Below are 26,160 nucleotides of genomic sequence, written 5' to 3' on the forward strand. Positions count from 1 at the left end.
GGCTTTCAGTAATGAATAATCAAAACAGCCAATTTGACCCTACTGAACACCCACATCGCCGATTTAACCCTTTATTAGGGGAATCCGTATTGGTCTCACCGCATAGAGCTAAGCGCCCTTGGCAGGGCCAAGAAGAGAGTGTCGATCATGAAATCAAACCAGCCTATGACGAAAACTGTTTTTTATGTAAAGGCAATACTCGGATCAATGGTGAAGTAAACCCTGATTATGAAGGGACGTTTGTTTTTACCAATGACTTTGCTGCACTGCGTGAAAATGTACCTGATGTTGCGTTTGATGATCCATTATTTAGTATGCAAACTGAGCGCGGTACTGCACGAGTAATCTGCTTTTCGCCGGATCATTCGAAAACCTTGCCTGAATTGTCTTTGGCTGAAATTACCAATGTGGTGGCAACGTGGCAGCAGCAATGTAAAGAGCTATCACAGACCTACCGCTGGGTACAAGTGTTTGAAAACAAAGGCGCTGTAATGGGTTGCTCTAATCCGCACCCGCATGGCCAAATTTGGGCGCAACACCAGCTACCTAGCTTAGTCGAGCGCAAGCAGGTTAACTTACAACAATACACCGATCAGCATGGGTCAAACTTATTGCTTGATTATGCCAAACGAGAAGTGGAATTACAGGAGCGCGTTGTCTGTATCAATGATGACTGGCTAGTGGTTGTGCCTTATTGGGCTGCGTGGCCATTTGAAACGCTTCTATTACCGCGCTTTGCGATAACCAGAATGACTGATTTAACAACAGTCCAGCTAGCGAGTTTAGCTGAGGTGATCAAACTAATCACAGTCAAATACGACAATTTATTTCAATGTTCATTTGCTTATTCAATGGGGTGGCATGGTGCGCCATATGATGACCAAGATGACTCATATTGGCAATTACACGGCCAGTTCTTCCCGCCACTGTTACGCTCTGCAACTGTTAAAAAGTTTATGGTGGGTTATGAAATGATGGCTGAAGCGCAGCGCGATATAACACCAGAGCAAGCCGCAACTATATTAAAAAAACAATCACTCACTCATTATAAAGAGAACAAGAAATGAATGTTGAGCATAGCGTACGTTTAGCTTTTATTAATCACTATGGACGCGAAGCAGACTTTATAGTTAAAGCTCCTGGGCGTGTCAATTTAATTGGTGAACATACAGATTATAATGACGGGTTTGTACTACCTTGCGCTATTGAATACGCCACTTTTATTGCGGTGTCGGCGCGAGATGACGATAAAGTAAATGTACTTGCACTTGATTGTAATAATCAAACAGATTCGTTTTTTATTAATACTGAGCTTAATAGCCACAGCACTCAAACGTGGAGTAACTACGTGCGCGGTGTAGTAAATGAATTACAAAAAAGCGGCTATACACTAAGTGGTAGCGATATCTGTATCAGCGGTAATGTACCCCAGGGCGCAGGCCTTAGTTCTTCGGCCTCCCTTGAGGTGGGTATTGCCTATGCGTTTAATCATTTATGTGATTTGTCTATTGAGCGAAAAGAGATAGCCAAAATTGCGCAAGCTGCAGAAAACAATTTTGTGGGATGCAACTGCGGGATAATGGATCAGCTTATTTCAGCATGTGGTAAGCAGGGGCAAGCACTGGGTATTGATTGCCGCTCACTTGATTTAATTGAAGTGGGTATTGACCCAAGCATGAGCATTTTGATGATTAACTCTAACGTTAAGCGTGGCTTGCTAGATAGCGAATACAACTTACGCCGCGAGCAGTGTTATGAAGGTGCTGAGGCCTTAGCTAAATCAAGCTTACGTGAGGTTAGTATTGAGGAGTTTGAGGCGCAAAAGCATACCTTAAAAGCAGATGTTGCAAAACGTGTTGAGCATATAGTGTATGAAAATGCGCGAACTCTAGAGGCGATGCACGCGTTTAGTAATAACGACACCACAGCATTAAGCAAACTGATGATGCAAAGCCATGAGTCCATGCGTGATTTGTTCGAAATCACGACACCAGAAATTGATTTTCTTGTGGATATTATTGCAAATGTAATTAATACACATGGCGGCGTAAGAATGACGGGCGGTGGTTTTGGTGGCTGTGTGGTTGCATTTGTTCCTAAGGTTTTAGTAAAGGATGTAATTTACGCTATTGAATCGCAGTACGAGCAGCAAACTGGATTAAAAGAAACAATATACACAAGCGTACCTTCAACAGGTGTATCACTTATTAGTGCATAAGGAGAGCCAAATGGACAAAGTACTGGTAACAGGTGGGGCGGGCTATATTGGCAGCCACACTGTTTTAAGCTTATTAAGAGATGGTTTTGATGTAGTTGTAATAGATGATTTAAGTAACTCAAGTCGTGAAGCGCTTACTCGTGTAGAGGCCTTAGCAAAGCGCAAAGTAGAATTTATTCATGCCAGTTTACTCGATACTGACAAGTTATCTGCCACGTTTTGCGAGCACAAGTTTGATTCTGTTATTCACTTTGCTGGCTTAAAAGCGGTTGGCGAATCAATAAAAAAACCACTTGAATATTACTATACCAACTTGGTATCTACCTTAAACTTATGCCAGTGCATGCTTAAATATAACGTTAATAAGCTAGTTTTTAGCTCTTCAGCTACGGTTTATGGTCAAGGTGCTTCAGTCCCTTATACCGAAGACTTACCGCTTGGACGCGCGGCAAGCCCATATGGGCAAACCAAAGTAATGATCGAACAAATTTTGCAAGAAATCGTTGCCTCTAACACAGCTCTCCAAGTGGCAAGTTTGCGATATTTTAATCCTATAGGAGCAGATGTTAGCGGCCTAATAGGAGAAGACCCATTAGGTATTCCTAATAACTTAATGCCTTTTATTGCTCAGGTAGCTGTAGGTAAACGTGACAAACTCGCTATTTTTGGTGGTGACTATCCTACAGAAGATGGCACGTGTGAGCGTGACTATATACATGTGAGCGACTTAGCCGAAGGACATATAAAAGCGCTTGTATGGCTAGGTGAGCAAAAGCATAGCCTTTATGAGGCATTTAACTTAGGTACAGGCACGCCTTATTCTGTGCTTGGCATAGTAAAAGCATTTATTCGCCATACGGGGGTTGATATTAAGTTTAACATAGTCAAAAGACGCGATGGCGACCTTGCCGCGTTTTGGGCTGACTCTACGAAAGCGAAGACTGTTTTAGGTTGGCACTGCAAATATACTCTCGAAGATATGATGAAAGATACATGGCGTTGGCAAAGCAATAATCCTAATGGCTATTTAGGTGTATAACTCCCTTTTGTATAAACACTTTTTATACAACGCAGTTTAACTCACACACAATAATACAGGTGATTAAATGAAGCGTAGAAGTTTTTTAAAACTCAGTGCCGGCTTAATTGGCTCAAGTATGTTAAATGGCTGTGCTGGGCTATTTGCCTCCTACAGAGGAGATTTAGCATCAACAGCACCTATAGATAACAACATGCTGAGTAAGCAAGTATGGTTAGGAGCGCATTTTTGGGGAAACAGACTTCAAGATTGGCAGCGCGAAGGGAATGAGCTCATATGTATACGAGAAGGTAAAAGCTTTGAAGCACGCACCGTCTCGTTATTAACTAGGCAGCTCAATAGCTCTTTACAAAGCGCTCGCCTAAAAACCACCGTACGTAATTTAACCCCGGGTGAAAATGGGTTCTGTGGATTTTTACTTGGCGTTGGAAAAGGGGAGTTAACCGCTAAAGGAGCTGCACTGGCTCAGCGAGCGGGAGGAGTCAATGGCGGGATAATTGCAGCATTTGAAAGCAGTGGTAAGCTTTCGTTTCGACGCTTTGATGATGAAAATAAACCACTTAAATTTGAGACAATTAATAGAGACCTGTTCACCTTAAAGCAGTATCAAGATGGAAAGAAAATAACGCTTGATTGCCATATAGATCCCATAGAAAGCGAGTATTTTGATATACGTTTAGTGGCTACTGATGCAGAGAGTGGTCAAGAGCTTGGTTTTGCTTTACTTCACAAAGTACCAAGCGAGCAATTACAAGGCGGCATTTCTTTATTAAGCTCCTCTGAACCACTAGGAGATGGCGCGCGTTGGGGTTTTAGTGAGATTCAAACTGGTGGAGCAAAAATAACTAAAAATATTAGTAATACATTAGGACCCGTTGTAGGTTGCATGTATACAGTAAATAAGGAGGTACTAAAGTTAACGTGCCAATTAATGCCGCTTGATACACAGGCTTTGCCATCCGTAAGCTTAGAATATAAAACGCAAGGTGATAAAAATTGGCGATTAGCTGCCAATGCAAAGATTGAAGATGGCTACGTAGCGCGCTTTAGAGTCACTGGCTGGGATTATTTACACACTCACTCATACCGTATAGTTGACCCAAATAATGCGCGCGATAGTTTATACCACGGCACCGTGGCGAAGGACCCTCAAAATAGTAAAGAGTTTGCTATTGCACTGTATTCTTGCATTATACCTACATCGAAAAGCCTTGATAATACCTATTACACTAAGCTTATCGCCACAGAGCGAGAACTTGGACGCTACACTAAAGACAATATTTTATTTCCCCATACTGAACTGATAGAAAATACTGCTTATCATAATCCCGATATGTATGTCTTTTGTGGTGACCAATACTATGAAACTTACCCAACTCGGTATGGCCGCCACACACCTGATGCCAAGCTAGATACCCTATATAAATGGTATTTATGGTATTGGGCGTTTGCCGACAGCATAAAAGACAAACCAACCATCATCCTTGCTGATGACCACGACGTATTGCAAGGTAACTTGTGGGGAGATGGTGGTGAAAACTCAGATAAAGCAAAAGAAGAAGATGGTGGCTTTAAATGGGATAAAGATTTGATCAGAATGGTTTATCGCATTCAACATGGGCATAACCCGGATCCGTACGACCCTACACCAATTAAATATGGCATTCCAGTGGCTTACGCCACATTTGAATATGGTGGAATTAGTTTTGCCATTGTAGAGGATCGTAAATTTAAATCTCCACCGGATTATAAAGCAGACAAACTTGCAACAACGGGTGAACTATTAGGTCAACGCCAAGAGGAATTTTTAAAAGCTTGGCAAAGCATGCACCCAGGTAAACCTAAAATTTGTATTACGGCATCAATATGGGGGTCACCACAGACAGATGAAAAAGGGGAAGCTCTTATTGACTTTGATTCAAATGGTTACCCAGCGGATGGTAGAACCCGGGCAGTTAAGTTGGTCAGTGAAGCCAATGCGTTGGTTATTGCCGGTGATCAGCATTTAGGCTTGTTAGCTTATCAAGGGATTGAGGATTACGATGATGGTAGTTTATTTTTTGCCGGACCTTCCAGTGCCGCATTTTGGCAGCGCTGGTTTGAGCCTAAACCAGCGCTCTCTAATCAACGCAATAACGATAGAAATACGGGAGAATTTATTGATACCTTTGGTAATAAAATGCGTGTATTAGCGGTGGCCAATCCAAAAATTAGCCACCAAGAGTTTGCTAAACAAAATAACAGCTGGGGTAAATTTTTGGCCGACCGAGAGCTCAAAAGTGAAGGCTATGGCATTATCAAGGTTAATCACCAGCAGCAACACTATCAATTAGAGTGTTGGGAGTGGCGCACCGACCCTGCAACGGGTAAACAATTTGCAGGTTGGCCTTATGTTAAAAAATTTAACAAATAATTTAACTGACTTTTATAAATAACGTTGAATCCCTTTAATTTAGCGAAACCGTGATAACGAGTGCGAAGTAAGCGTGAAAGCAGCTTCGCTTTTTTTAGAATTAATTTAATATTGTTAACAAAATACAGTTGACAATGAATTGCTGCTCATACTATGTTTACAAAATAACAATCTGACAACATAATAAAACCTTCAACAGGGAACACACACATGACGACAATAAAGAAGACATTTAAACTCAGCGCATTGACAGCAGCGCTATTTGCTTCGAATTTGATTTATGCACAACAACAAGAAGATGAAAAAACAAAAGCTGAAGATGATATTGAAATTATTGAAGTAAGTGGATTAGCTGCAAGTGTAAAAAAATCAATTAATGATAAACGTTTTGCTGAAAACGTAGTTGATTCAATTAACGCTGAGGATATTGGTAAATCGACAGACCAAAACATTGCCGATGCACTCTCACGCGTAACGGGTGTGTCAGTACAGACAGTAGATGGTGAAGGCGCACGAGTGACTGTTCGTGGTGCTAACTCTCAGCAAAATAATATTAGTATGAATGGTGTACAGCTCGGCTCAACGGGCTATAGCCAAGGTGTCGATTTATCTCAGTACTCATCAGATATCTTATCAAAAATCGAAGTCGTAAAGACCCCAAGTGCAGATCATGAAGAAGGTGCATTAGGTGCGAATATTAATTTGACCACAACCAAGCCGCTCGATTTAAATTATGAAATAAACACCATGACGCTTGAAGGTCGTTATAACGACTTATCAGAAGAAGATAACTATAAAGTCTCGGGCACGTTTTCAAGAAAATTCTTTGACGATACTTTTGGTTTTGTTTTTACGGCTGTCAAAGAAACTAATGCGTATCGTAAAGATCAATACTCTGCAACAGAGTGGTATGCAATTGAGTCACCTTTAGCAAGAGATACTGAGGGTAATATAGTTGAAAATGCAGTCGGTATTACACCGCGTAATGTGCAGTATCAATATCATGAAAGTCAAAATGATCGTATTAACTTTAATTTAGGCCTGCAATGGCGCGCCTCAGAGGACACCGAGTTTAACTTTAATGCTATTATTGGTAAGCAAGATATTAATAACTCAATGCACGGTATTAATACCCGCTCAGTGGAGACCAAAAACTTAGTTGAAGGTGAAGATCCTGGATTAGCGGGTGTTATCGCGGGTTACACCGATCCAGAAGAAGATTGGCGTACCATTGATTTAGAAACCAATACATTCACTAAATACGTTAACCGTTTCGGTAGTGGTGGTTTAGTACAATCTGAAGGCGATTTTGAAAATAAAAATCAAATATTCTCTTTAGATATGAAGCATAATTTTAGTGATTCACTGACTATGGATGCGGGTATTGGTTACTCTAAAACAGAGCAAATTCCAAATAACTCTGTGTATGTGGCATTACAAAACTTTGCCAATATTAGTGCATGGAGTTTGGCAACGGTGCCTCCAGAAGATATGGAGCCTGTGGGTTATGATTGTAGCAATGGTGGGCAATGTAATTTAGTAACCGGAACGGGCTTAATTGACTATGGCGAAAATGATACTTTTGGTGATCCTAACAGCCTTTGGGATAATTACAGCACCACGGGTTTTAATCCGGACGAATTAGATGCTCAGCATCTATCTTACATGGGCAGAACATTAAACACTGTAGAAGATGAGCAAAAGTCTTTGTTTGTCGACTTTGACTACGTACTTGATTCAGATAACTTTCGCTCAATTGAGTTTGGCGCGAAGTGGTCAAATCGCACTAAGTATGTTGATGCGCAACAAGGTACTTTTAATAATGTAGGTGAAGGAGTTGTAGTAACAAACCCAAACACTGGATTGCCAGCGGTCCTGGGCAGTGGCCTGCGTGATATTACCGGTGAAATGATAACCGATGGTGGAGAATTCCCTGTTGATGACTTTATGGCGGGCCTTGGATATGGTCGCGATGCTGTGACAGATGGTTGGAGTAGTTTCTCTGCATTCAAAGCGTTTGAAGTAGCATTAGGTAGCCCCGAAGTAGCATTTAATACGGATGATTCGAATACCCGAAATACAGAATTAGATAATCTAGCATTTTACACAAAGCTTAACTTTGACCTGCAGGATGGCCGTATCACTGGTGATGTAGGTATTCGTTATGTAAAAACAACGGTTGAAGTGCAAGGCGCCTCTGGTGTGCAATTTGCTTATGACCCCTCAAATAATGCCCGCTTAATGGACCCTTTCAAGCTTGCTGAGCTGCGCGACCCAAGCTTACCACTTTGTGCCGCGACGCCGTTCTATGGCACCGATTATAATGAAGAAATTCGTTGGTCTAGAACAGATGGCTTGGGTTATGACACCTTAGGAACCAATGATAAGACTGATGATGTTAAGATACCAGATCAAGGTCCGTGCCATGATCCTAATGCAATACAAGGTAGTGAGTTTGAATCAGAATGGTATTTATGGCGTCACGCTGATGTGTCTACAGAGAAGCATTGGATATACGGTGAACGAGTTTATGATGAAGCAGGTAACTTATTACCAACGGAAGATAGAAGCTTACGTTCTTTTGCCGTTACAGATGAGCACGAATATGATTTATTTTTACCGAGCTTAAATGTCAATTACTTATACAGTGAAGACACAATTATTCGGTTCGCGGCATCAAAAACAATGGCACGCCCACAGATTGATTCGCTTCGCCCTGGCTTTAAAGTAAAGGAAACGCAATGGGGCGGCGAAAATCGTAATAACACCATTACTTTGACGAATCCTAAGCTAGATCCTTTGGAGTCATTTAATCTCGATTTATCCTATGAGTGGTATTTTAATGAATCAGGTTTATTAGCGGCTACTTTATTTTATAAAGACATGACTAACTTTGAAGAATCAGAAACCATCGTTACCTATATGGATGATTTACGTGATGTTGGTTTAACTGAGGGGGAAACATATGATCCAAATGATCTCGTACTGATTGCTGGTGAAGATAGCTTAGAGGGGTGTATGCCTAAGCGTTTTCAAGGCGGCCAAGATTACGAGCTAGATTGGATGTATTCAGGTGATTTAGAGCAAATGTGTGCCAAGTTTAATACAACTCAGATTAAAAATGGTAAAGGTGCATCAATTAAAGGTCTTGAATTACAGTACATGCAAACGTATGACTCACTCCCTGGGATCTGGTCTGGTTTAGGCTTGCAGGCAAATTATACCTACCAAGATTCAAAATATGATCAAGAAGTATCTTCAATTGATAGCGATGTGAAAGTACCTTCTCTTGCTGTGGCGTATACCCCTGAGCATAGCTATAACTTGACCGGCTTTTGGGAGAAAAACGGTCACCAGTTACGTTTATCGTATCAAGGTACAACTGATCAGTTAGTTCAACGCTCATGGGAGAATGGTTCGCTTTGGGAAGAAGGCCGTCAAACACTTGATTTCTCAGCTAGTTATAAAGTGAATGATAATATCAGTGTTTCTTTTCAAGTCGCTAACCTAACAGATGAAGGCGTTAGACAATATTTCACTAGCCGTTTCTTACAAGCGGGTGGTGTAACCTTTGATGAAGGGAGCCCACTTGAAGGTGAAGCCACTAAATCACGTACGGTTTATCAATACCATACCGGACGTACATTTAGACTTAATACCCGTATTAATTTCTAACTATTTTGCCTAAGTACGTAGCCCGCAGTATTGCTGCGGGTTTTTTGGTTTAGTTATAAAAAATAGGGTTGTAATGTTTTATCAAATGAAATTAATGATGCGTGCGACAATAATGTCATTTATCTTTGTCGCGTCGGTTAACGCGCAGATTGAGCAGCTGCAAGTTTACGGTAATTACTATCCCGTAAAAGCGAATCAAATGCCGAGTTCACTATTCGTACTCGAAAAGAGCCAAATAGACACTATCGCAGGGTTGTCGGCACTCGATATATTAACCTTGGTGCCAGGAATTCGAGTTCAAAAATCAGGTGTAAGCCAAGAGATTTTTTTACGTGGTGCTGAAACAAACTTCGTTATTGTTCAGATAGATGGGGTGCAAATAAATAACCCATTGGACAGTCGTGGCGGCAGTTTTGATTTAGGTACGCTATCGAAAGACTTGATTCAACGTGTAGAAGTGATCAAAGGCGCACAATCGTCAATTTATGGTTCTGATGCCATTGCTGGTGTGATCAATTTTATTACCTATGATGCTGATGCCAGTAACACCTTGGTTTCGGCCGGTGCCTTTGATAATGGTTCACAAACCGCGACGGCGACAGTCGCGTTCGATAGCGCAAAAATTGGTGTAACGGCAATCAATAGTGACGACTCGGCTACTGGTGATGAGCAAGAATCTATTGAACTAAATGCGCACAGTGTCATTAGATATAATAACGACAGTGAGACTAAGCTGAGTGTGCGTTTCAGCGATTATCAACAAAAAGCGTTTGCAGACCAAAGTGGCGGCATTTTATATGCTCAAGACTCGATAAAAGATGACAAACAAGGCCAAGTATATTCAGGTAGTGTACGTCATAATCAAGTGATTTCACAAAGTCATCAGTTAGCATTGCAGGCAGAAGTTTTCAGCTCGTCAGATAGTTTAAAATCCCCAGGTATAGCACCTTATTTTTCAGCGCCACCAAGCTACTCTGAGAACGACTACTCGTACTACAAATTACGATTTTTAAATGGGTTGCAGTTTAACCATGCACTGGTCACTGTGGGTATTGATTTTAAATCAGAGTCGGGTGAAACCAATGGCAGTACGCAAATGCATACCTTTACAGATATGGGACAAATGGTTGTGTTTGATCTGCCTAGCGAATATGACATAGACAGAGAAAACCTAGCAGGCTTTGTAGATGCCAAGTGGCAAGTGGATAGATTAACGGTTTTCTCAGGTATTAGATACGACAGCACCAAAGATTTTGGCAATCAAACGACGTGGAAATTAGGCGTAAATTATCAATTTAATGAACAAGTGCGAGTGTTTGCCAATACAGGCACCGCTTTTAAATTGCCAAGTTTATATGCACTGAGTAATAACTTGATTGGTAACCCTAATTTGAACCCTGAGGAAGCAACAAACCAAGACATTGGTGTTGAGTTTATATTAGAACAAACCAACGTTAGCTTGTCAGTGTTTAACTATGAATATACCAATCTTGTTGATTTTGATTTCGCCACATTTTCACTGGTAAACCGCTCAAAAATCATTAGCTCAGGTATCGAGCTAATTGTGCAAGGACAGCTGAACGATGATTTTTCATATAATTTCGACCTTACTTACATTGACCTTCAAAGTAGCGAAAATGAAATTCTAACTGGGCGTCCTGATTGGCAGGGCGGCTTAGGAATTCAATACCAAGTGAATGACAATGTGACCACTTCGCTAAATATGGATTATGTTGGAGAGACCCTTGGAACAAGCCAACATACTGGCGAAAATAGCGTTTACGACTTGGGCGCTTACAATAAAATTGATATCACGACACAGTGGCAAATTCGTTCAGACATTAGATTAAACGTCTATGTACAAAACCTTTTTGATAAAAGCTATCAAGTGGCCGTTGGTGTTCCAGGCCAAGAGCTTGGATTTGGTGCAAACGTTCAATGGACGATTGATTAGTCTTTGACTGTGGAGTGTATTGATATGATTAAACGACTTTTTACTGTTGCTCTAATGCTGTTTACGGCTGTTGAGGTTAATTCTGAAGAGCTAGATGAAAGTCTGATCCAAAGCAGTACTAATCCTGTTGTGTTGCAACATGGGAAAGTACTGTTTGAGCAGGTTTGTGCGTCTTGTCACAACAAAGATTTGAGCGGCGCAAGTGGATTTAATTTAAAAGATGGCGAATGGGTTCACGGAAAACGACCCTCAGAAATATTAAACAATGTAAAAAACGGTTTTATGAGTGCCGGAATGCCTGGGTTTGCTGATGTCTTTTCTGAAGAACAGCTTCGCTCAATTGTTTCATATGTGTTGTCAAAGCGAGAAGGGTGGGATGATCTTCAATATAAGCTCTATCAATTAGACAATGAACATGATCAGGTTGTGAGGGAAGACAAATTGATCAAGTCTGGGCAACTTGCAAAGAACCTTGCTGACTTTGCGATACCTGAGGTACAAGATTATTTTATTGAGTTTGAAGGCGATTTTTACGCGCCTAAGGATAAAGATGCTCAGCTTTGGTTAGAGTGGGGCGCACCTCATGAAATGGAAGTATTTATAAATGGCAAGCAGGTTCAAAGAGGCGGAACGCCGTGGTTTCCAACCTGGCGACTTAAGCGAGGCAAACAGCGTTTAAAGCTTACTTACCGCTCTGGAAAGAGTAAACCTGGGCAAAGAAACTTAACAGTTATCGCTACTAATTTAGACATGACCATTAAGTTATTTGCAGTTTCGAGCCGCGCTAAAGTGATCATGGACGGCAAAAAATTTGAAATCAAAGCGACGTCAGACACCATAGTTCTAAGAAAACGCATCCATAAGCTTCCGCCTTTGAGCATATCTGTAGGAATGCCAACCAAGTTGAACTATGCATTCAATAGCAAAACTTGTTCTATTAATGGGCTATGGCAAGGAGATTTTCTCAATATAGGGCCAAATATATCAGGTCGCGGTGAAGATCCAAGTTTACCGTTGGGTGAGTGGATATTTAAGTCGCCTCAAGGCATAAAGCACGTAACCGACGCTCAGCAGGTGTGCAGTTATAAAGGCTATCAACAGGTTAATTCAAAGCCGGTTTTCAACTATGCAATTGGGGATACTAATTTTAGTGTCACTGCAATTGCTAAACACAGCAACAAAATAAGCTTTTTGTTCAACTCAAACAACGAAAATAAAACAGTCACTTTACGTTTGCCCACCTCTGAGAACTTAATTTGGTCGTCCGAGAATGGCAAAATCACTGCAGATAAAGCAGTCATTACTACTAACAGCAAAGGCTCGTTTGAATTGACAGCCTCAATAGAGAAGTGAAGCTAGTATGAAAATAATAACTAATTTTTTATCATCGATAATAATGCTGTCCGTTGCTGTGTCGATTAATGCACAACAAGCGCCACAACATGAATATAAACCTGATGGGTATAAAATAATCACTGTGGAAACACCAAAAGATGTTCGTTTTCATGTTACTGGCTTAGACAGTGATAGTGCTGGCGTTATTTGGGTTGCTACTCGTTTTGGTGAGGTTTGGTATCTTAAGCAAGGGCAATGGTCAAAGTTTGCTGAAGGCCTACATGAGCCAACGGGATTAATGGTTGACGACGATGGCTCAATTTTAGTTGCGCAAAAACCAGAACTGACGCGATTAATTGATACTAATAATGATAATAAAGCAGATGCTTATATACCCGTGGCAAATGATTGGGAGTTTCACGACAATTATCATGAGTTTACCTTTGGGCCTGTAAAAGACAATACGGGTAATTTATTTGGCACTCTTAATTTGAGCCACAATAACCCAGATGCTTTCACTATGGGCGCAATGGGAAGCGCTGGTGGAAATCGCGGTTTTGCCTTTAAAGTAGATGAAAATGGTCGTTACTCTCCTTATGCGTACGGCTTACGTTCTCCTGCCGGGATCGGTGCTAGTCTTAGTGGCGAAATATTTTTTACTGATAATCAAGGGGATTGGGTACCAACCTCAAAGATGCATTTGTTACAGAAAGATAAGTTTTACGGCCACCCTGTATCTTTGATTGAAATTGATGGTTTTACTAAAGAAAAAATAAAAAATTTATCGTTAGACACCTTGGCAGCAATGAGTGAAAAACCAGTGGTTTGGATACCACATGTTGAAGTCGCCAACTCACCCGGCAACCCTGAGTGGAATACCACGCAAGGAAAATTCGGACCATTTGAGGGGCAGATTTTTATAGGCGACCAAACGCAATCAAACGTTTTCCGTGTTTTATTGGACCAAGTGAACGGCAAATACCAAGGTGCGGTTATTAACTTCATGAATAGGTTTCAAAGTGGCAATGTACGTGCAGAATTTGACGTTAACGGCCAACTTTGGATTGGACAAACCGCAAGAGGTTGGGGGGCACAAGGTGGCAAACCATTCGGTTTAGAAAAAGTGGTTTGGGATGGCACCAATCCATTTGAATTATTAGACATTAAGCTCACCAAAACAGGCTTCAGATTAACATATACGGATGAGTTGGACGCAGCGTCTGTGAAATTGGACAGTTTGTCGGCGCAATCTTGGCACTATCATTATTCAGGCAATTATGGTTCGCCGAAAAAAGACTTAACTCAGTTATCAGTCAGTCACATAACGCTAAGCAAAGACAAAAAGTCGATTGATATTGAACTGCCATTAATGGCAGATAAAATTGTGCAAATTGACTTTGCTGGTCTCAAAGATGTCAATGGCCGAAGTGTTAGCGTAGAGAAAGTCTATTACACATTAAATGAGCTTATTGAATAGGAATTTCATGATCAAATTACTCATCACGTTATTAACAGTGCTTTTGTGCGGTTGTACATCACTATTTGCCAGTACTTCATCAATAAAAGTGTTGCTAGTAGACGGTCAAAATAACCATTATGTTTGGCCGAAAACATCGAACATGATGAAAACATTTCTTGAGCAAACAGGTCAGTTTGAGGTTGATATTTATCGAACCACAAAAACGTGGAATGGTGGCAAGTTGCAGGAGCAATTTCCTGCTAATGATGGAAGAAAGCATCAAGATTTCGAACAGCCTGTAACAGACGAAACATTTTCACCTAACTTTGCTGATTATGATGTGGTGATTTCTAACTTTGGTTGGAAAGCGGCACCTTGGCCGAAACAAACAAGATTAGCGTTCGAAAAATTCATGAAAAATGGCGGTGGTTTTGTATCTATTCACGCTGCTAACAACTCGTTTCCTGAATGGTTTGAATACAATCAAATGATTGGACTGGGTGGTTGGGGCGGTCGTAACGAAAAGAGTGGCCCTTACATTTATTTTGATGAACAAGGACTATTAAAGCGTGATACATCAAAAGGACAAGGCGGTGGACACGGTAAAGAGCATGCATTTGAAATCGTTTTAAGGCAGCTGCACCCGATCACAAAATTACTTCCTCAAAACTGGACTCATAGCAAAGACGAATTATACAACCGGCTTCGCGGCCCAGCACAAAATTTAACTGTGTTAGCAAGTGCATTTGACGATATAAAATTCAATGGATTTGGACGCCATGAGCCTGTGCTGATGACGGTCAAGTATCACCAAGGTCGAGTGTTTCACACAACGCTAGGGCATGGCATTGAAGTATTCGAAGATGAGCACTTTATAAATGTTATGCGCCGTGGGGTGGAATGGGCAGCGACAGGCAAGGTAAAAGATTAAACCAATGCATTAATTATAAAATCCAAACTAAAATATTTGATGGTATTTACCTTGTTGCATTAACAAAGGCTCAGCGTAATTTTTATTGGATTAATAGAGACTTAACTATTATCAATAATCGACATCATTGCTTTGAAGGTACTTCAAATTTAAGTTTGAAAACGTGATAACTCTTTATGAGAAAAAACAGTTGTTAAATATTAAAAAGCCCCAAAATTGGGGCTTTTTATCAGTATTTTATATTACCTATATCGATTAAACGGTCTGCGGGTTGATTACGCAATACTTGATTGCTGCCATCACGCCAAGTGACATTAATCGCCTTGATGTTAGCATCATTCCCTAAGCCAAAATGGGCAATGTTCATTAAGCTTTGTGAGTGGTTTGCACTGTGCGAACCGACAACTTGATATTGGATCGTTTGGGCCGTTTTTATTTCAACCTTTGCCCCTATTGCATCAATCCCTGATGGCGAATATCCGATACGCACTAAGCTATAATGGTTATTAAGCATCGCTGAGGTGTTTTTATACAAGTGCCAACGACCGTTGTCGTCATCGCCACTGAGCAGATCAAGCTTACCGTCATGGTTGTAATCAAATGCTGCGCCCATATCACCATGAGAATCTTGATTTAACTCGCTGGTGGCTGAATTTAATAGCTGGCTAGTAAATTGGTTATTGCCTTGGTTAATAAGCATCACATCAGCCACGCGTTGCTTTAAATGGCCAAATCGATACACCACGAAATCAATTAAAGTGTCATTATTAAAATCACCCGGCACCACGCCCCAGTTATTATCAATAGTTTGTTTTGGTAATTGCGCTGATATATCCGTAAGTTGACCTTTATCGTTACGTAGTAAAATATCACTTAATGCTAGGTTTTGTGGTGTCCAATCTGTGTTATAGCTAGTGACATTTTTGAACGAAGCGCGCACATCCCATGCTAAATTATGCTCTAAATACCATTCTACCCGCCATTTGTTGTTACCTAAATGACCAATATACCAGCCTGTTTTATTGATATTTTTTGCAAATCCTTGGGCTTGATCTGCAGCGATGCTTTGCTCTGAGACTGGCGTGTTTATGGGTCGCTGTTCGGCACCTAAAAAGACCGGCATAGCTTTCATTTTTTTGCCCCGAGGAAAATGATAAAAATCACTTAGAATCAAATCCCCCTGTGTTGTTAGGCTCAAGCCATCATGACTTTTATTGCCTTCGTCTCGTAAGTCTAAACGCTTTAGTTGGTCATTGTATGAGATACTATTATTGGCGATGGTGTAATGTAATTTGCCCCTAGCAAGGTAGTAGTCCATATCTCCATCATTATCGATATCGGCATGGGCAAGAGTTAAAGTACCCGTTGTATCGATTGATTGTGGCAACACCTTAGCTGTGACATCGGTAAAACTAAAATCATTGTTGCCTTGTAAAATTACTAACGGGCTGTAACCATTAAAGCCGAAAATATCAGGAATGTTATCGTTATTAAAATCAGTGATCAGCACGCGCTCGCTATTTAAATTTTCAAAGACGGGGGAAGGGTGATAATCGAATGTTCCATTGCCGTTATTGTCAAATAAAATGTTACGGGGGCTTTGCTCTGTCACCATTTTTTCAGCGTTAACTTGCATAAAGTCCAAGTCGCCATCGTTATCTAGATCAATCCACCGAACAGAACGTCCTCGCGCTCCCATTTCTGATAAGCCAGCTTGCGCTGTAACATCAGTAAATTGACCTTGGTTGTTTTGTAATAACCGCTGTGGTTGCGGGCTAAGGCCATTACCGCCGCCTAATGATAATAAAATGTCATTATCGCCATCATTATCGTAATCGCCACTGGCCATGCCGTGTAAGTCAACTCGTGGGTAAATATCAGCTTGCTTGGTAAAACTAAAATCACTATTTGATAAGAATAACTGAACAGGCGTAGAGTCATGATTAGTTAGTAATAAATCATAGAGGCCATCATTATTTAAATCAGATAGGGATGGGCCGCCGTACTTCCAGTTTTTATCAGTTGTTAATCCCACTTCAACAGAGACATCGTCGAACATTATTTTAGGTTTAGCTTGCATGCTGGTGTGTTGATTACTGCAAGCTGTGATGCTAAGTGCAATAGATATAGCACTGAGTTTAAATACTGTATTGCTCATAGAAAATACTCCTTATAAGGTGTTGGTTGTGGGCTTAACCAAAGTAAACTCATTAATGTAGCTTTCTAAGTTTTCAACAATATCAGCTAAGTTATCGACCGTTTGTTGGTTACTTTGGATAGTACTTGTTACAGCTTGAGCATCAGTGTTGATTAAGGTTATTTGCTCATTGATGAAATTAGACACTGATGTTTGTTCTTCTGTGGCTGTGGCAATTTGCAGGGCCATGTCGATCAGCTCTTTAAGTACATTTCAATGGTGTGCTGTTGTATGGCTGACACATTTTTAACAACCTCTGGCCAATAAGTGCCAGCGATATTTAGCGGTTTATTGATTGTTTGATAGATGTTTTCACGGGTTTGTAGCGTCACTTCTTCAGACTTTAAATAGCTCACGTTTTGCGTCATTTGAATAAACGCACATTGTGTATTTTCAGTGGCAAAATTATAAAATAGGCCATTATAAGTTTGCACTGCGGTCGCGCTTCTGAAAATTTCGCCGTATATGTATACATCTAATTGTGTATTGCTTGCAGTATTTATAACGCTATCGTGAAATGAGCGTTCGACACTACTGGTGATGACCACAATTTCACTCAATGTCATTAATAGTTTGCGGATGAGATTGTTAATTTCATACATCGTGTTAACTTCTCGACCAAATTGAGCTATGTATGCTTTACTTAGGTGATTTTTTTCATCAGCTACTTGTCTGACTATTTGCAGATCGCTTAATTGTTTATCGATTATTTCTACGTGGTTATTCAAGGTCGGAAATTGCTTAACTGGCTGCTGGTTCTCAGTAATGAATTGTTTAAACTGATTAGTATTTGTTAGCGCGTTTTGTCGATAAGCGAGCCTCTGCTGCTGCGCCAAAGAAGATCGTACTTTTTTAACTGATATAAGCCCTGTAATTAGTAATGGAATAAGCACTAGCATTAAAATTCGTGTCTTTATTTTATAGTTATTTAGGAATGACATAACAAGTTAAGTTTACTGTTAATTGTCAACAATTCATTTAGGTTACATTTTTTTGTGATCAAATAGCAACCATTAATTAGTGCAATAATAAAGCAAAGCATAAAGTTGGGTGCTCAGCGTTTAGTTAAATGTTTTATCTTGGTGCGTGAGTAAATGCCAAACGTTTTAAATATAAGGGACTAAATCAATGTTGAACCGTGTGTTATTGCGGGTGAAATAGGGTCTTCAAAACATGTAATCTTACATTTGAATGAAGTTTTTATAATTTCTTAATGTTTTTCTGAAAACAAATGCTGATATTTTTAACGAAAACATATATTGTTTGTTTACTGTTAACAATATTCAATGTGTGAGATTGAAAATTATGAATAAAAATATATCTCGTCGCTCAGTTCTTAAAATGTTTGCTGCTGGGGTTGTTGCCACTGGCGTCTCTGGCTGTACTCGTCATTTAGGTGCTATGACTTCAACCGTTACTCGCGGTAACAAGACTCACCGTGATAACTGGTATAAAACGTATAATAGAGTTTGGCTTGGCAAACAGTATTGGGCTAATCCGATGGAAGATTGGCGTGTGAATAACGGTGCGGCTGAATGTATAACTCGTGGGGGGAATCGCAGTGTTCACTCTTTAACTCATCAAATAACGAATATTGACCAAGCTTTTTCCATGTCAGTGGAGGTTACGCGTTTAAAGCAAAATAACAACGATGGTGGCGCGGGTATTCGTCTTGGCGCTAAAAGTGAACTCAATGAATACCGCAGTAACTGTTTTGTTCAACAGGGATATGACCTCGGTATTAAAAATAATGATTTAGTGTTGGGTAGCAACACTGTGCCTTTAAAAATTCCGTTAGAGAATCAAGCCGTTACTTTAACACTTATTGGGACTCCTCAATCAGGTGCTATGGCGTTAGAGCTAACTGCTCGTTTAACATCAACTGAAAAAATAATCGGTACGGTTACCCATTTGGTACCTGCATCAGAGCTATTAGGTAATGTCGCGCTAGTGAGTAATTTCTCAATTCCATCTGTTACTTATGAAAATGTGCCTGAAGACAAATTAGGCGCACGTTATAAATTTAGCCACTGGGCTATGCAAGGTGGGGCGTTCTCTGTTACTGATGAACAGTCATTTGGCCCTATTCTTTGGACTATGTATTCATTAAGCGATACATTAAGTCATGACGGTTTTGTGATGAAATTGAGTGCTTACACAGGACCAATAGGTGGGCAAGACAATCAACAATTAGAGCTGCAAGTACAACGTGACAATCAATGGATTGCTATCGACTCACAGCGTATTGACCATGATGGCTGGTTGGCGACTTTTCGTATTGCCAATTGGAATGAGAAACAAGATACGCCTTATCGAGTTGTATATCATGAGAAATTCAGCGATGGTACACACACACCAGATATATATTCAGGGATTATAAAAGCAAACCCAAGCAATAATACGCTACGAATGGCTGCATTGACCTGTCAAAATGATTATGGCTTTCCGTACCAACCTGTTGCGCAAAATGTCGAAAAATTAAACCCCGATTTAGTGTTTTTCTCTGGCGATCAAATTTATGAAAGCCATGGGGGATTTGGTGTTATTCGTACGCCGGATGATTTGGCAATTTTAAACTATTTACGCAAATTTTATCAATTTGGTTGGGCTTTTAAAGAAGTCATGCGTAATCAACCGACAATTTGTTTACCTGATGATCACGATGTACTGCAAGGGAATTTGTGGGGGGAGGGAGGCGCAAAAATGCAAAATATTGCAAAAGACCCTTCAGCAAGTGTTTTAGGCGGTTACATAGATTCTGCGCGGGTGGTTAATATGGTACATAAAACAACGCTTAACCATCACCCAGATCCTTATGACTCTACACCAACTAATGGCATTAGTTCGTATTATGGGGCGATGCTATACGGCGGTGTTGGTTTTGCCATTCTTGCCGATAGGCAATGGAAAAGTGGCCCGGAGCGTATTAATGTTGCGGTGGGAGAAACAGGGCAAGACGAAGATCCGCTTTATTATAACCCGTTATTCAATCCTCCAGGTTTGGATCTGCTAGGAAATCGCCAAGAGAATTTTCTCAAAGCGTGGGGTAATGACTGGCGCGGGCATAAATTAAAGGCGGTATTAAGCCAAACCGTATTCGCTGCTATTTCTACTCATCAGCCTTTGCCAGATCGTTTCTTAAAATATGATTTTGACTCAAGTGGTTGGCCTGCCTCTGCGCGTAACCGTGCAATTGATGCAATGCGTGACTCTATGGCGTTACATATTTGTGGCGATACCCATTTAGGTTCTTTATCGCAATATGGTGTAAATCAACAAAGAGATAGTAATTGGGCTTTTTGTACGCCTGCTATTTCAGCAGGTTGGCCAAGGTGGTGGAAACCTGACTCGATGGATATGCCTTATCAAAACCGCCCTGCACATGGACTTGCCGAAACAGGCGAATATAATGACACCTTTGGCAACAAGATTTATGTCTATGCGGTTGGTAATCCAGAGGTTGGAAAATCAAATAACCGCTATGTGAAAGCACATGAAAAAGGCAGTGGTTTTGGGTTTATTACGTTTGATTGTGACAACCTCACTTACACAATGGATGCCTATCGATTTTTAGTCGATGTTAACGATGGTAAAGCAAGTAATCAGTTCCCGGGTTGGCCTGTAACAATTCATCAGCAAGAGAACAAAGGTAACAACCTGTTAAGTTAATTCAGGTTAAAATTACTCGTGTACTTTTTAAAACGGCGGTTGATATATTCAACCGCCGTTTTTATTGACGCAATTTTAAGTAAAAAATAATGTCTTAGCTCTTTCAGTAATGCGGTTCTGAATTCGGCGCGGGGCATAAAGATTAGGAAGCGCACTAACCAACTGAGTTATGGTTTAACTATTTATAGGAATAGGTTAATTAAATTGATTCAGTGGAATGAATAATTTTGTTACGACTGAGTGGATTCGAACCACCGATTTCGGCGTGGGCATAGAGAGTAGGTAGCGGGCTAACCTACTGAGTTACATTCCTACAAATAATACCTGAATTATATTTATTTAGAGGGAATAATAATTTTGGTACGACTGAGTGAATTCGAACCACCGATTTCGGCGTGGGCATAGAGAGTAGGTAGCGTGCTAACCAACTGAGCTACATTCGTACATATAGGGATTCTTAAATATAATTTATTCAAAGAAGTCAGAATAATTTTGGTACGACTGAGTGGATTCGAACCACCGACCTCTACCATGTCAAGGTAGCGCTCTAACCAACTGAGCTACAGTCGTACAAATAGTATCTTAATTATATTTATTAAGAGGGAGGAATAAATTTGGTACGACCGAGTGGATTCGAACCACCGACCTCTACCATGTCAAGGTAGCGCTCTAACCAACTGAGCTACGGTCGTATTACCTAATTAAGATGCGATAAATTTAATTATCAGCGGCCGCTAATATATAGCGTGGTGAGTGGTGAATCAAGCAAGTTTGTTGCTTTTACGTTTATTTGCCGTTTTTTTATTCATATTGGGCTGATTTCACACGTTTTATAAAAGTTTTGCCACCAGGTAACGTGTTTTTTGGCTGAGCCTTTAAGCTGGTTTAGTAGATTGCTTTGTGAATCCAGCGCTATAAAAGTATTTATTTGCTTATTTGTTATGGCTTGATCAAACCACAGTTGGTTATACAAAGGTAAAAGTGTTTCAAGGTAGCCTGCTAAATTAGCCTGATAAGGCTGTATTTCTTTAAGGAAATACTTTTGAAACACGTTACTGACGATATTGGCTACTTTTTTATTTTTTCCTGCTGGGCATATTTCATCAATGGATTGCGATTCAATAAATTGCGTGGCTGAATTATTAAATGCTATTTGCAGACGTGCAGAATAAATGAGTAATTGGTTAAAACGGTATTTATTAAGCTGCTCTAACGCGTTAAAAATGTCTGCGGAGTTAATTTTTAAGTAGTGTTTATTAAGTATGTGTTGTTTTATGAGCGCAAGCTGCTGCATGGCCGCTACCGTGTCGCTAAACCCTGCCGGGGAAGCAGAAAGCTCTGCGCTGCTAGCTTGCCACGTGTTTTTTAGCTCAAATTCGTTATACAACATTAAATTAAAGTAGTGGTTTAGTGTTTGCTCTTTATGTGTTTTTGCTTTTAACAGGGATTTATAAACTGCTGAGTCAGGCTCAAGCGTGCTTAAGCACTGCAGTGCATTTTGCACAAACTCTATTTGATACTTTAAAACACCGGCATGTCCGGCCGTTTTACCTAGCTGATTGTTGTGCTCACTAATAAGTAAGCTGAGCTTACAATGGCTTAAGCTGGCAAGTTCAATCAAGCTAATGGTGGTGGTGTTTAAAAGCGTGTTAGGGGGTAAAAGCGGGCTAATTGCTTCAGGTTTACTTAAACTTGGGGCTTGGGTTTCAAGGGTATTACTTAAGCGTGCTGTGTATGTTTGATAAGTGTTGCTAGGCGCTTTTGAACACCCAGCAAGCACGGCGCAACACACCGCTAATAAACAACTTAACCATGTTTTGCTTGGTATTAATGTTAGTGCTTTTTTATACAAATGGCGCCTGCTTTAATCGCTTATTAACGGTGAACATAAGCCATACAGCAGCAACGGTTAAGCCAAAAATAATACCTATCCAAAAACCGTGCGGCCCCATGGCGGGCACAATTAAATCTGTTCTTCCCAATACGTAGCCTAAAGCAAACCCGATTAACCAGTAAGATATAAACGTTATATACGATATAGGCTGCGTATGTTTTAAACCTCTTAAAATGCCGTTCGCAGCGACTTGGAGTGCATCAGGAATTTGATAAATACATGCCAAAATCATAATTGAGGTCGCTAATGCAATAACAGCTGGGCTGTCGGTGTAAAGTTGGCTTATTAAATCGCGGCCAATAAAGGTTATAAAAGCTAAAAATAACGCAATAGCAATGGCTAATATGTAGCTGGTTGATATAGCAGTTTTTAATTGGCTTAAATGGTTTTGACCAAATAAATTACCAATACGAATACTAATGGCGATAGATAAGCTCAGTGGCATCATAAATAATAACGCGGTCACGCTTCCCGCAATTTGATGACCCGACACAGCAACAGCACCTAAGTGTGCAATAAATAATGGTATACACGCAAATAGCGTAATTTCAAAAAAGGTGGCCAACGAAATAGGTATACCTAATTTAGTAATAATTCCAATGGTTTTAATATTGGGCTTTTCAAAATTTGCCAGCAGGGCTTTTGCATCGATTTTTTTACTAAACTGGCAATACGTCACTTGTGCAACAGCCATTACAGTCAGTACCAATGCCGTAGCAATACCACAACCTGCACCGCCGTAGGCTGGTAAGCCAAATAAACCATTTATAAAAATATAGTTAGCCGGAATATTAACGCCAAGGCCCAGTAAGCTGATATAAAAAGCGGGTTTTGTCATCCCCATGCCTTCGGTCATATTGCGATAAACGGTAAAAATTAAAAAACCAAAGGCTCCCCATTTCACAAAATGGATATAGTCGTACGCAAGGCTTGCGATAGCGGGGGTTGTATCGAGTTTTAAAATCACTATATCGGCTAGGTTGGCTATACCAAAACCAATTGCGCTTAAAATAGCGGTTAAATAAAGAGCTTGCTGAAAATAATGGCTAATACCCTTTTTATCATTAGCGCCCGCAAATTGGGCAATAATACCGGTTAACGCGAGCAAAATACCTTGCAGCGCCAGTAATAACGGGTTCCATATACCGGTTGCAATCGACAGCGCAGCCAAATCTGTTGGGCTTACTTGGCCTGCCATAATGGTGTCGACCACCGACATTAAAACGAGTGTTACTTGTGCTAAAAATACAGGTACGGCAAGGGTGATTAAACGTTTGGCTTCCCAGCTACTAAAGGTCATAAAAACAGCTATTTGATAAAACAGGGCGCAATTGTAATCGATTGTGTTTCAAATAAAAATCACTGTAGTGAATGATTTTACGAGTTGATACGTTAAACTAGCACTTTGTAATAATTTTAAGTGATTTTATGTTTACAGGAATCGTTCAAACTCAAGCTACTGTTGTATCTACCACGCATACCGAAGGGGTTTTACGTTTGGTTGTATCGGTAGGTGATGAATACGTTAAACATTTAGATTTAGGCGCGAGCATTGCAATTAATGGCTGTTGTTTAACGGTGGTTAAAGTTGAATTAAGTAACCACGATGTAGTGGCGCAAGTACATTTTGATGTAATTGATGAAACACTATTACTAACGAATTTAGGCAAGCTTGCACTAGGTAGCTTAGTTAATTATGAGCGCTCAGTAACCTTTGGTACTGAATTAGGTGGGCATATTGTGTCGGGGCACATACACTGCACTGCCCGAATTGGGCAAATAGTTAAGCAACAAAATAACTGTAAAATTCAGTTAAGCTTACCTACTAAATGGCAAAAGTATGTTTTGTACAAAGGCTTTGTAGCAATAAATGGCGCAAGTTTAACCGTGGGCGAAATTGACGAGCAGGGGTTTTGGTTACACCTGATCCCCGAAACGCTGGCCATTACAAATTTAGGCAACGCTCAAGTGGGTGATGAACTAAATATAGAAGTTGATCAGCAAACTTATACCATTATTAACACGGTAGAAAATTACTTACGCCACCAAGGCTAAAAAATTTGTTCATCGTCGCTGTCTATGTGTAACTCTAATTTTTTATGAGCATGGTCTATGTGCATGTTTAAATGAATAGGGTTACAACAGGCACTGCATTCTTCTACGTAGTCTTGATCCCCCATACTTGCGTCAATGTCTAGGTGTATGTGGTTGCCACAGTGTGGACACGTGATACGTTGTGATAAAAAATCTTTCATAATCACTCCAATAGTACCAAGGTAAGAATTAACTTGTTGATACGCGTTAATTAAGTTGTGCAGTTATACTAGCAACAAATTGATGGCTCAAAACTGAACTAAACAACAAGGTATTGAGCCTAAATAACATCCTTTTTAAATATAGTGCTGAAGCAACGATTATGACAGTTATTTTACGTCTTATGAGGCGTTATTATTTAAAGCGATAGCAGCTCATCAATATGCTGCTTAGCCTGAGTAAGATAGTGCCCTGCAAATATATTTGCGTGATTTAAAATAGGGTAAAGTTGGTATATTGCTTTGCGCTTTTTATAGTTTTCGCTTAATGGGTATTGCGCGTTATAGGCGTTATAAAAATCATCAGGTAAGGGGGCAAATAGCTCGCTCATTGCAATATCTACCTCGCGGTCTCCGTAATAACATGCGGGATTAAATAAGGTCGGTACATTTTTAATAAAGCCCATATTTCCTCGCCAAAAGTCGCCATGTACTAAAGAGGGCTCCACAATATGGCTGTGCAATTGCTCTTTTACCAAATTAATTAATAGCTCAGGCTCTACAAGCTGAATGCCTTTTTCGGCTAATAGTTGCAGTTGCCAGCCGATGCGCTCTTCTGCGTAAAATAAGTCCCATTTTTTATGCCATTGGTTTGGTTGCACAGTAGTGGCTAGGTAATTATCTACATCAAAGCCAAACATTGCTTGGTCGTGCTTTTGGTGCAGCATAGCCAGTTGTTTACCCATATCGTGCCAATGCGTGTGGGGCTGTTTATCAAGTACTAACCATTCGAGTACAATAAACGAAAATTCAATATTAGCACCTGTTACAATGCAGTCGGGCACCATAAAAACACTATTTTGGGTGAGCTGCTTAAGTCCTATCGCTTCGCTTTCTAGGCGATCTAGTTCGCTTTTAAGGGCAATTTTAACCAAGTAATTGTGTTTTCCATCGGTGAGTTGATAGAGTTTATCGGTATTTGTACTTTGCAGCTGACGTTTGTAAGTATGTTTAAAGTCATAATGAATGGCTTGGCTAATGTGCTCGTTTACTGTTTTCCACATATCAATTGCTCGCCTTTTAAACAGATACTTAAACTATGGCAAAAAAGTATTAATTTAACA

General features: G+C 40.2%; 18 protein-coding genes and 2 tRNA genes. 11 read left to right on the plus strand and 9 right to left on the minus strand.

The window, feature by feature from the left end:
* Positions 1-11: 11 nt before the first annotated feature.
* The 9 genes from NQT65_RS01440 to NQT65_RS01480 all read left to right on the plus strand — a co-directional run bounded on the left by NQT65_RS01440 (position 12) and on the right by NQT65_RS01480 (position 15,024).
* Positions 12-1,067, plus strand: a complete 1,056-nt coding sequence (locus tag NQT65_RS01440) for a UDP-glucose--hexose-1-phosphate uridylyltransferase (RefSeq protein WP_256850320.1) — start codon at positions 12-14, stop codon at positions 1,065-1,067.
* Positions 1,064-2,218 carry a galactokinase gene (gene galK / locus NQT65_RS01445; RefSeq protein WP_256845065.1) on the plus strand — a complete coding sequence of 385 codons (1,155 nt, stop codon included), beginning with the start codon at positions 1,064-1,066 and terminating at the stop codon, positions 2,216-2,218. Before NQT65_RS01440 ends, galK begins: the two co-directional genes overlap by 4 nt.
* Before the next feature lie 10 nt (positions 2,219-2,228).
* Positions 2,229-3,257: a UDP-glucose 4-epimerase GalE gene (gene galE / locus NQT65_RS01450; RefSeq protein WP_256850321.1), complete on the plus strand. Its 1,029-nt coding sequence runs from the start codon at positions 2,229-2,231 to the stop codon at positions 3,255-3,257.
* 67 nt (positions 3,258-3,324) lie between these two features.
* Complete coding sequence (locus NQT65_RS01455; RefSeq protein WP_256850322.1) at positions 3,325-5,670, plus strand: alkaline phosphatase D family protein; 2,346 nt, start codon at positions 3,325-3,327, stop codon at positions 5,668-5,670.
* A gap of 210 nt (positions 5,671-5,880) precedes the next feature.
* Positions 5,881-9,345 carry a TonB-dependent receptor gene (locus NQT65_RS01460; protein WP_256850323.1) on the plus strand — a complete coding sequence of 1,155 codons (3,465 nt, stop codon included), beginning with the start codon at positions 5,881-5,883 and terminating at the stop codon, positions 9,343-9,345.
* Positions 9,346-9,457: 112 nt separating this feature from the next.
* Complete coding sequence (locus NQT65_RS01465; RefSeq protein ID WP_256850324.1) at positions 9,458-11,299, plus strand: TonB-dependent receptor plug domain-containing protein; 1,842 nt, start codon at positions 9,458-9,460, stop codon at positions 11,297-11,299.
* A 24-nt stretch (positions 11,300-11,323) separates the two neighbouring features.
* A complete protein-coding gene (locus NQT65_RS01470) occupies positions 11,324-12,652 on the plus strand; it encodes a c-type cytochrome (protein ID WP_256850325.1) in 1,329 nt (442 codons plus the stop codon).
* A gap of 7 nt (positions 12,653-12,659) precedes the next feature.
* On the plus strand, positions 12,660-14,111 hold the full coding sequence (locus tag NQT65_RS01475; protein WP_256850326.1) for a DUF7133 domain-containing protein: 1,452 nt from the start codon (positions 12,660-12,662) through the stop codon (positions 14,109-14,111).
* Between the two features lie 7 nt (positions 14,112-14,118).
* Positions 14,119-15,024 carry a ThuA domain-containing protein gene (locus tag NQT65_RS01480; protein ID WP_256850327.1) on the plus strand — a complete coding sequence of 302 codons (906 nt, stop codon included), beginning with the start codon at positions 14,119-14,121 and terminating at the stop codon, positions 15,022-15,024.
* A 229-nt stretch (positions 15,025-15,253) separates the two neighbouring features.
* Here NQT65_RS01480 and NQT65_RS01485 read toward each other — a convergent pair whose 3' ends face one another.
* The 3 genes from NQT65_RS01485 to NQT65_RS01495 are packed head-to-tail and all read right to left on the minus strand — an operon-like array spanning position 15,254 to position 18,120.
* Positions 15,254-17,182 (minus strand): CRTAC1 family protein, encoded by a 1,929-nt coding sequence (locus tag NQT65_RS01485; RefSeq protein ID WP_256850328.1) that lies wholly within the window; start codon positions 17,180-17,182, stop codon positions 15,254-15,256.
* Between the two features lie 12 nt (positions 17,183-17,194).
* On the minus strand, positions 17,195-17,410 hold the full coding sequence (locus tag NQT65_RS01490) for a hypothetical protein (RefSeq protein WP_256850329.1): 216 nt from the start codon (positions 17,408-17,410) through the stop codon (positions 17,195-17,197).
* A 5-nt stretch (positions 17,411-17,415) separates the two neighbouring features.
* Positions 17,416-18,120, minus strand: coding sequence for a hypothetical protein (locus tag NQT65_RS01495; RefSeq protein WP_256850330.1), 705 nt, complete (start codon positions 18,118-18,120; stop codon positions 17,416-17,418).
* A gap of 406 nt (positions 18,121-18,526) precedes the next feature.
* On the opposite strand from NQT65_RS01495, the gene NQT65_RS01500 reads away from it, so the two are divergent.
* Complete coding sequence (locus NQT65_RS01500; RefSeq protein WP_256850331.1) at positions 18,527-20,890, plus strand: alkaline phosphatase D family protein; 2,364 nt, start codon at positions 18,527-18,529, stop codon at positions 20,888-20,890.
* A 493-nt stretch (positions 20,891-21,383) separates the two neighbouring features.
* Here the strand turns inward: NQT65_RS01500 and NQT65_RS01505 are convergent.
* The 4 genes from NQT65_RS01505 to NQT65_RS01520 all read right to left on the minus strand — a co-directional run bounded on the left by NQT65_RS01505 (position 21,384) and on the right by NQT65_RS01520 (position 24,084).
* Positions 21,384-21,460: transfer RNA gene (locus NQT65_RS01505), tRNA-Val, on the minus strand.
* Between the two features lie 45 nt (positions 21,461-21,505).
* Positions 21,506-21,582: transfer RNA gene (locus NQT65_RS01510), tRNA-Val, on the minus strand.
* 113 nt (positions 21,583-21,695) lie between these two features.
* Positions 21,696-22,742 (minus strand): DUF3080 family protein, encoded by a 1,047-nt coding sequence (locus NQT65_RS01515; protein ID WP_256850332.1) that lies wholly within the window; start codon positions 22,740-22,742, stop codon positions 21,696-21,698.
* Positions 22,735-24,084, minus strand: a complete 1,350-nt coding sequence (locus NQT65_RS01520; protein WP_024033477.1) for an MATE family efflux transporter — start codon at positions 24,082-24,084, stop codon at positions 22,735-22,737. The genes NQT65_RS01515 and NQT65_RS01520 overlap by 8 nt, the downstream gene beginning before the upstream one ends.
* 128 nt (positions 24,085-24,212) lie before the next feature.
* Between NQT65_RS01520 and NQT65_RS01525 the strand changes: the two genes are divergently transcribed.
* A complete protein-coding gene (locus NQT65_RS01525; RefSeq protein ID WP_126007261.1) occupies positions 24,213-24,839 on the plus strand; it encodes a riboflavin synthase subunit alpha in 627 nt (208 codons plus the stop codon).
* On the opposite strand, the gene NQT65_RS01530 is transcribed toward NQT65_RS01525, so the two are convergent.
* Both NQT65_RS01530 and NQT65_RS01535 read right to left on the minus strand, forming a co-directional pair.
* Positions 24,836-25,039 carry a CPXCG motif-containing cysteine-rich protein gene (locus NQT65_RS01530; protein WP_004586763.1) on the minus strand — a complete coding sequence of 68 codons (204 nt, stop codon included), beginning with the start codon at positions 25,037-25,039 and terminating at the stop codon, positions 24,836-24,838. The two genes, NQT65_RS01525 and NQT65_RS01530, sit on opposite strands and share 4 nt — an antisense overlap.
* Positions 25,040-25,236: 197 nt before the next feature.
* Positions 25,237-26,100 carry a fructosamine kinase family protein gene (locus NQT65_RS01535; RefSeq protein WP_004586762.1) on the minus strand — a complete coding sequence of 288 codons (864 nt, stop codon included), beginning with the start codon at positions 26,098-26,100 and terminating at the stop codon, positions 25,237-25,239.
* Between the last annotated feature and the right edge of the window lie 60 nt (positions 26,101-26,160).

The organism is Pseudoalteromonas agarivorans (genome assembly GCF_024518735.1).
GTDB lineage: Bacteria > Pseudomonadota > Gammaproteobacteria > Enterobacterales > Alteromonadaceae > Pseudoalteromonas > Pseudoalteromonas atlantica.

What these genes read in the sequence shown, in the direction of transcription:
- NQT65_RS01470 (WP_256850325.1), top strand. Translation starts at nt 11,324, where the DNA reads ATGATTAAACGACTTTTTACTGTTGCTCTAATGCTGTTTACGGCTGTT.
- NQT65_RS01465 (WP_256850324.1), top strand. Translation starts at nt 9,458, where the DNA reads ATGTCATTTATCTTTGTCGCGTCGGTTAACGCGCAGATTGAGCAGCTG.
- NQT65_RS01490 (WP_256850329.1), bottom strand. Translation starts at nt 17,410, where the DNA reads ATGGCCCTGCAAATTGCCACAGCCACAGAAGAACAAACATCAGTGTCT.
- NQT65_RS01520 (WP_024033477.1), bottom strand. Translation starts at nt 24,084, where the DNA reads ATGACCTTTAGTAGCTGGGAAGCCAAACGTTTAATCACCCTTGCCGTA.
- NQT65_RS01500 (WP_256850331.1), top strand. Translation starts at nt 18,527, where the DNA reads ATGAATAAAAATATATCTCGTCGCTCAGTTCTTAAAATGTTTGCTGCT.
- NQT65_RS01455 (WP_256850322.1), top strand. Translation starts at nt 3,325, where the DNA reads ATGAAGCGTAGAAGTTTTTTAAAACTCAGTGCCGGCTTAATTGGCTCA.
- NQT65_RS01440 (WP_256850320.1), top strand. Translation starts at nt 12, where the DNA reads ATGAATAATCAAAACAGCCAATTTGACCCTACTGAACACCCACATCGC.
- galE (WP_256850321.1), top strand. Translation starts at nt 2,229, where the DNA reads ATGGACAAAGTACTGGTAACAGGTGGGGCGGGCTATATTGGCAGCCAC.
- NQT65_RS01460 (WP_256850323.1), top strand. Translation starts at nt 5,881, where the DNA reads ATGACGACAATAAAGAAGACATTTAAACTCAGCGCATTGACAGCAGCG.
- NQT65_RS01495 (WP_256850330.1), bottom strand. Translation starts at nt 18,120, where the DNA reads ATGCTAGTGCTTATTCCATTACTAATTACAGGGCTTATATCAGTTAAA.
- NQT65_RS01535 (WP_004586762.1), bottom strand. Translation starts at nt 26,100, where the DNA reads ATGTGGAAAACAGTAAACGAGCACATTAGCCAAGCCATTCATTATGAC.
- NQT65_RS01480 (WP_256850327.1), top strand. Translation starts at nt 14,119, where the DNA reads ATGATCAAATTACTCATCACGTTATTAACAGTGCTTTTGTGCGGTTGT.
- NQT65_RS01530 (WP_004586763.1), bottom strand. Translation starts at nt 25,039, where the DNA reads ATGAAAGATTTTTTATCACAACGTATCACGTGTCCACACTGTGGCAAC.
- NQT65_RS01485 (WP_256850328.1), bottom strand. Translation starts at nt 17,182, where the DNA reads ATGAGCAATACAGTATTTAAACTCAGTGCTATATCTATTGCACTTAGC.
- NQT65_RS01525 (WP_126007261.1), top strand. Translation starts at nt 24,213, where the DNA reads ATGTTTACAGGAATCGTTCAAACTCAAGCTACTGTTGTATCTACCACG.
- NQT65_RS01475 (WP_256850326.1), top strand. Translation starts at nt 12,660, where the DNA reads ATGAAAATAATAACTAATTTTTTATCATCGATAATAATGCTGTCCGTT.
- galK (WP_256845065.1), top strand. Translation starts at nt 1,064, where the DNA reads ATGAATGTTGAGCATAGCGTACGTTTAGCTTTTATTAATCACTATGGA.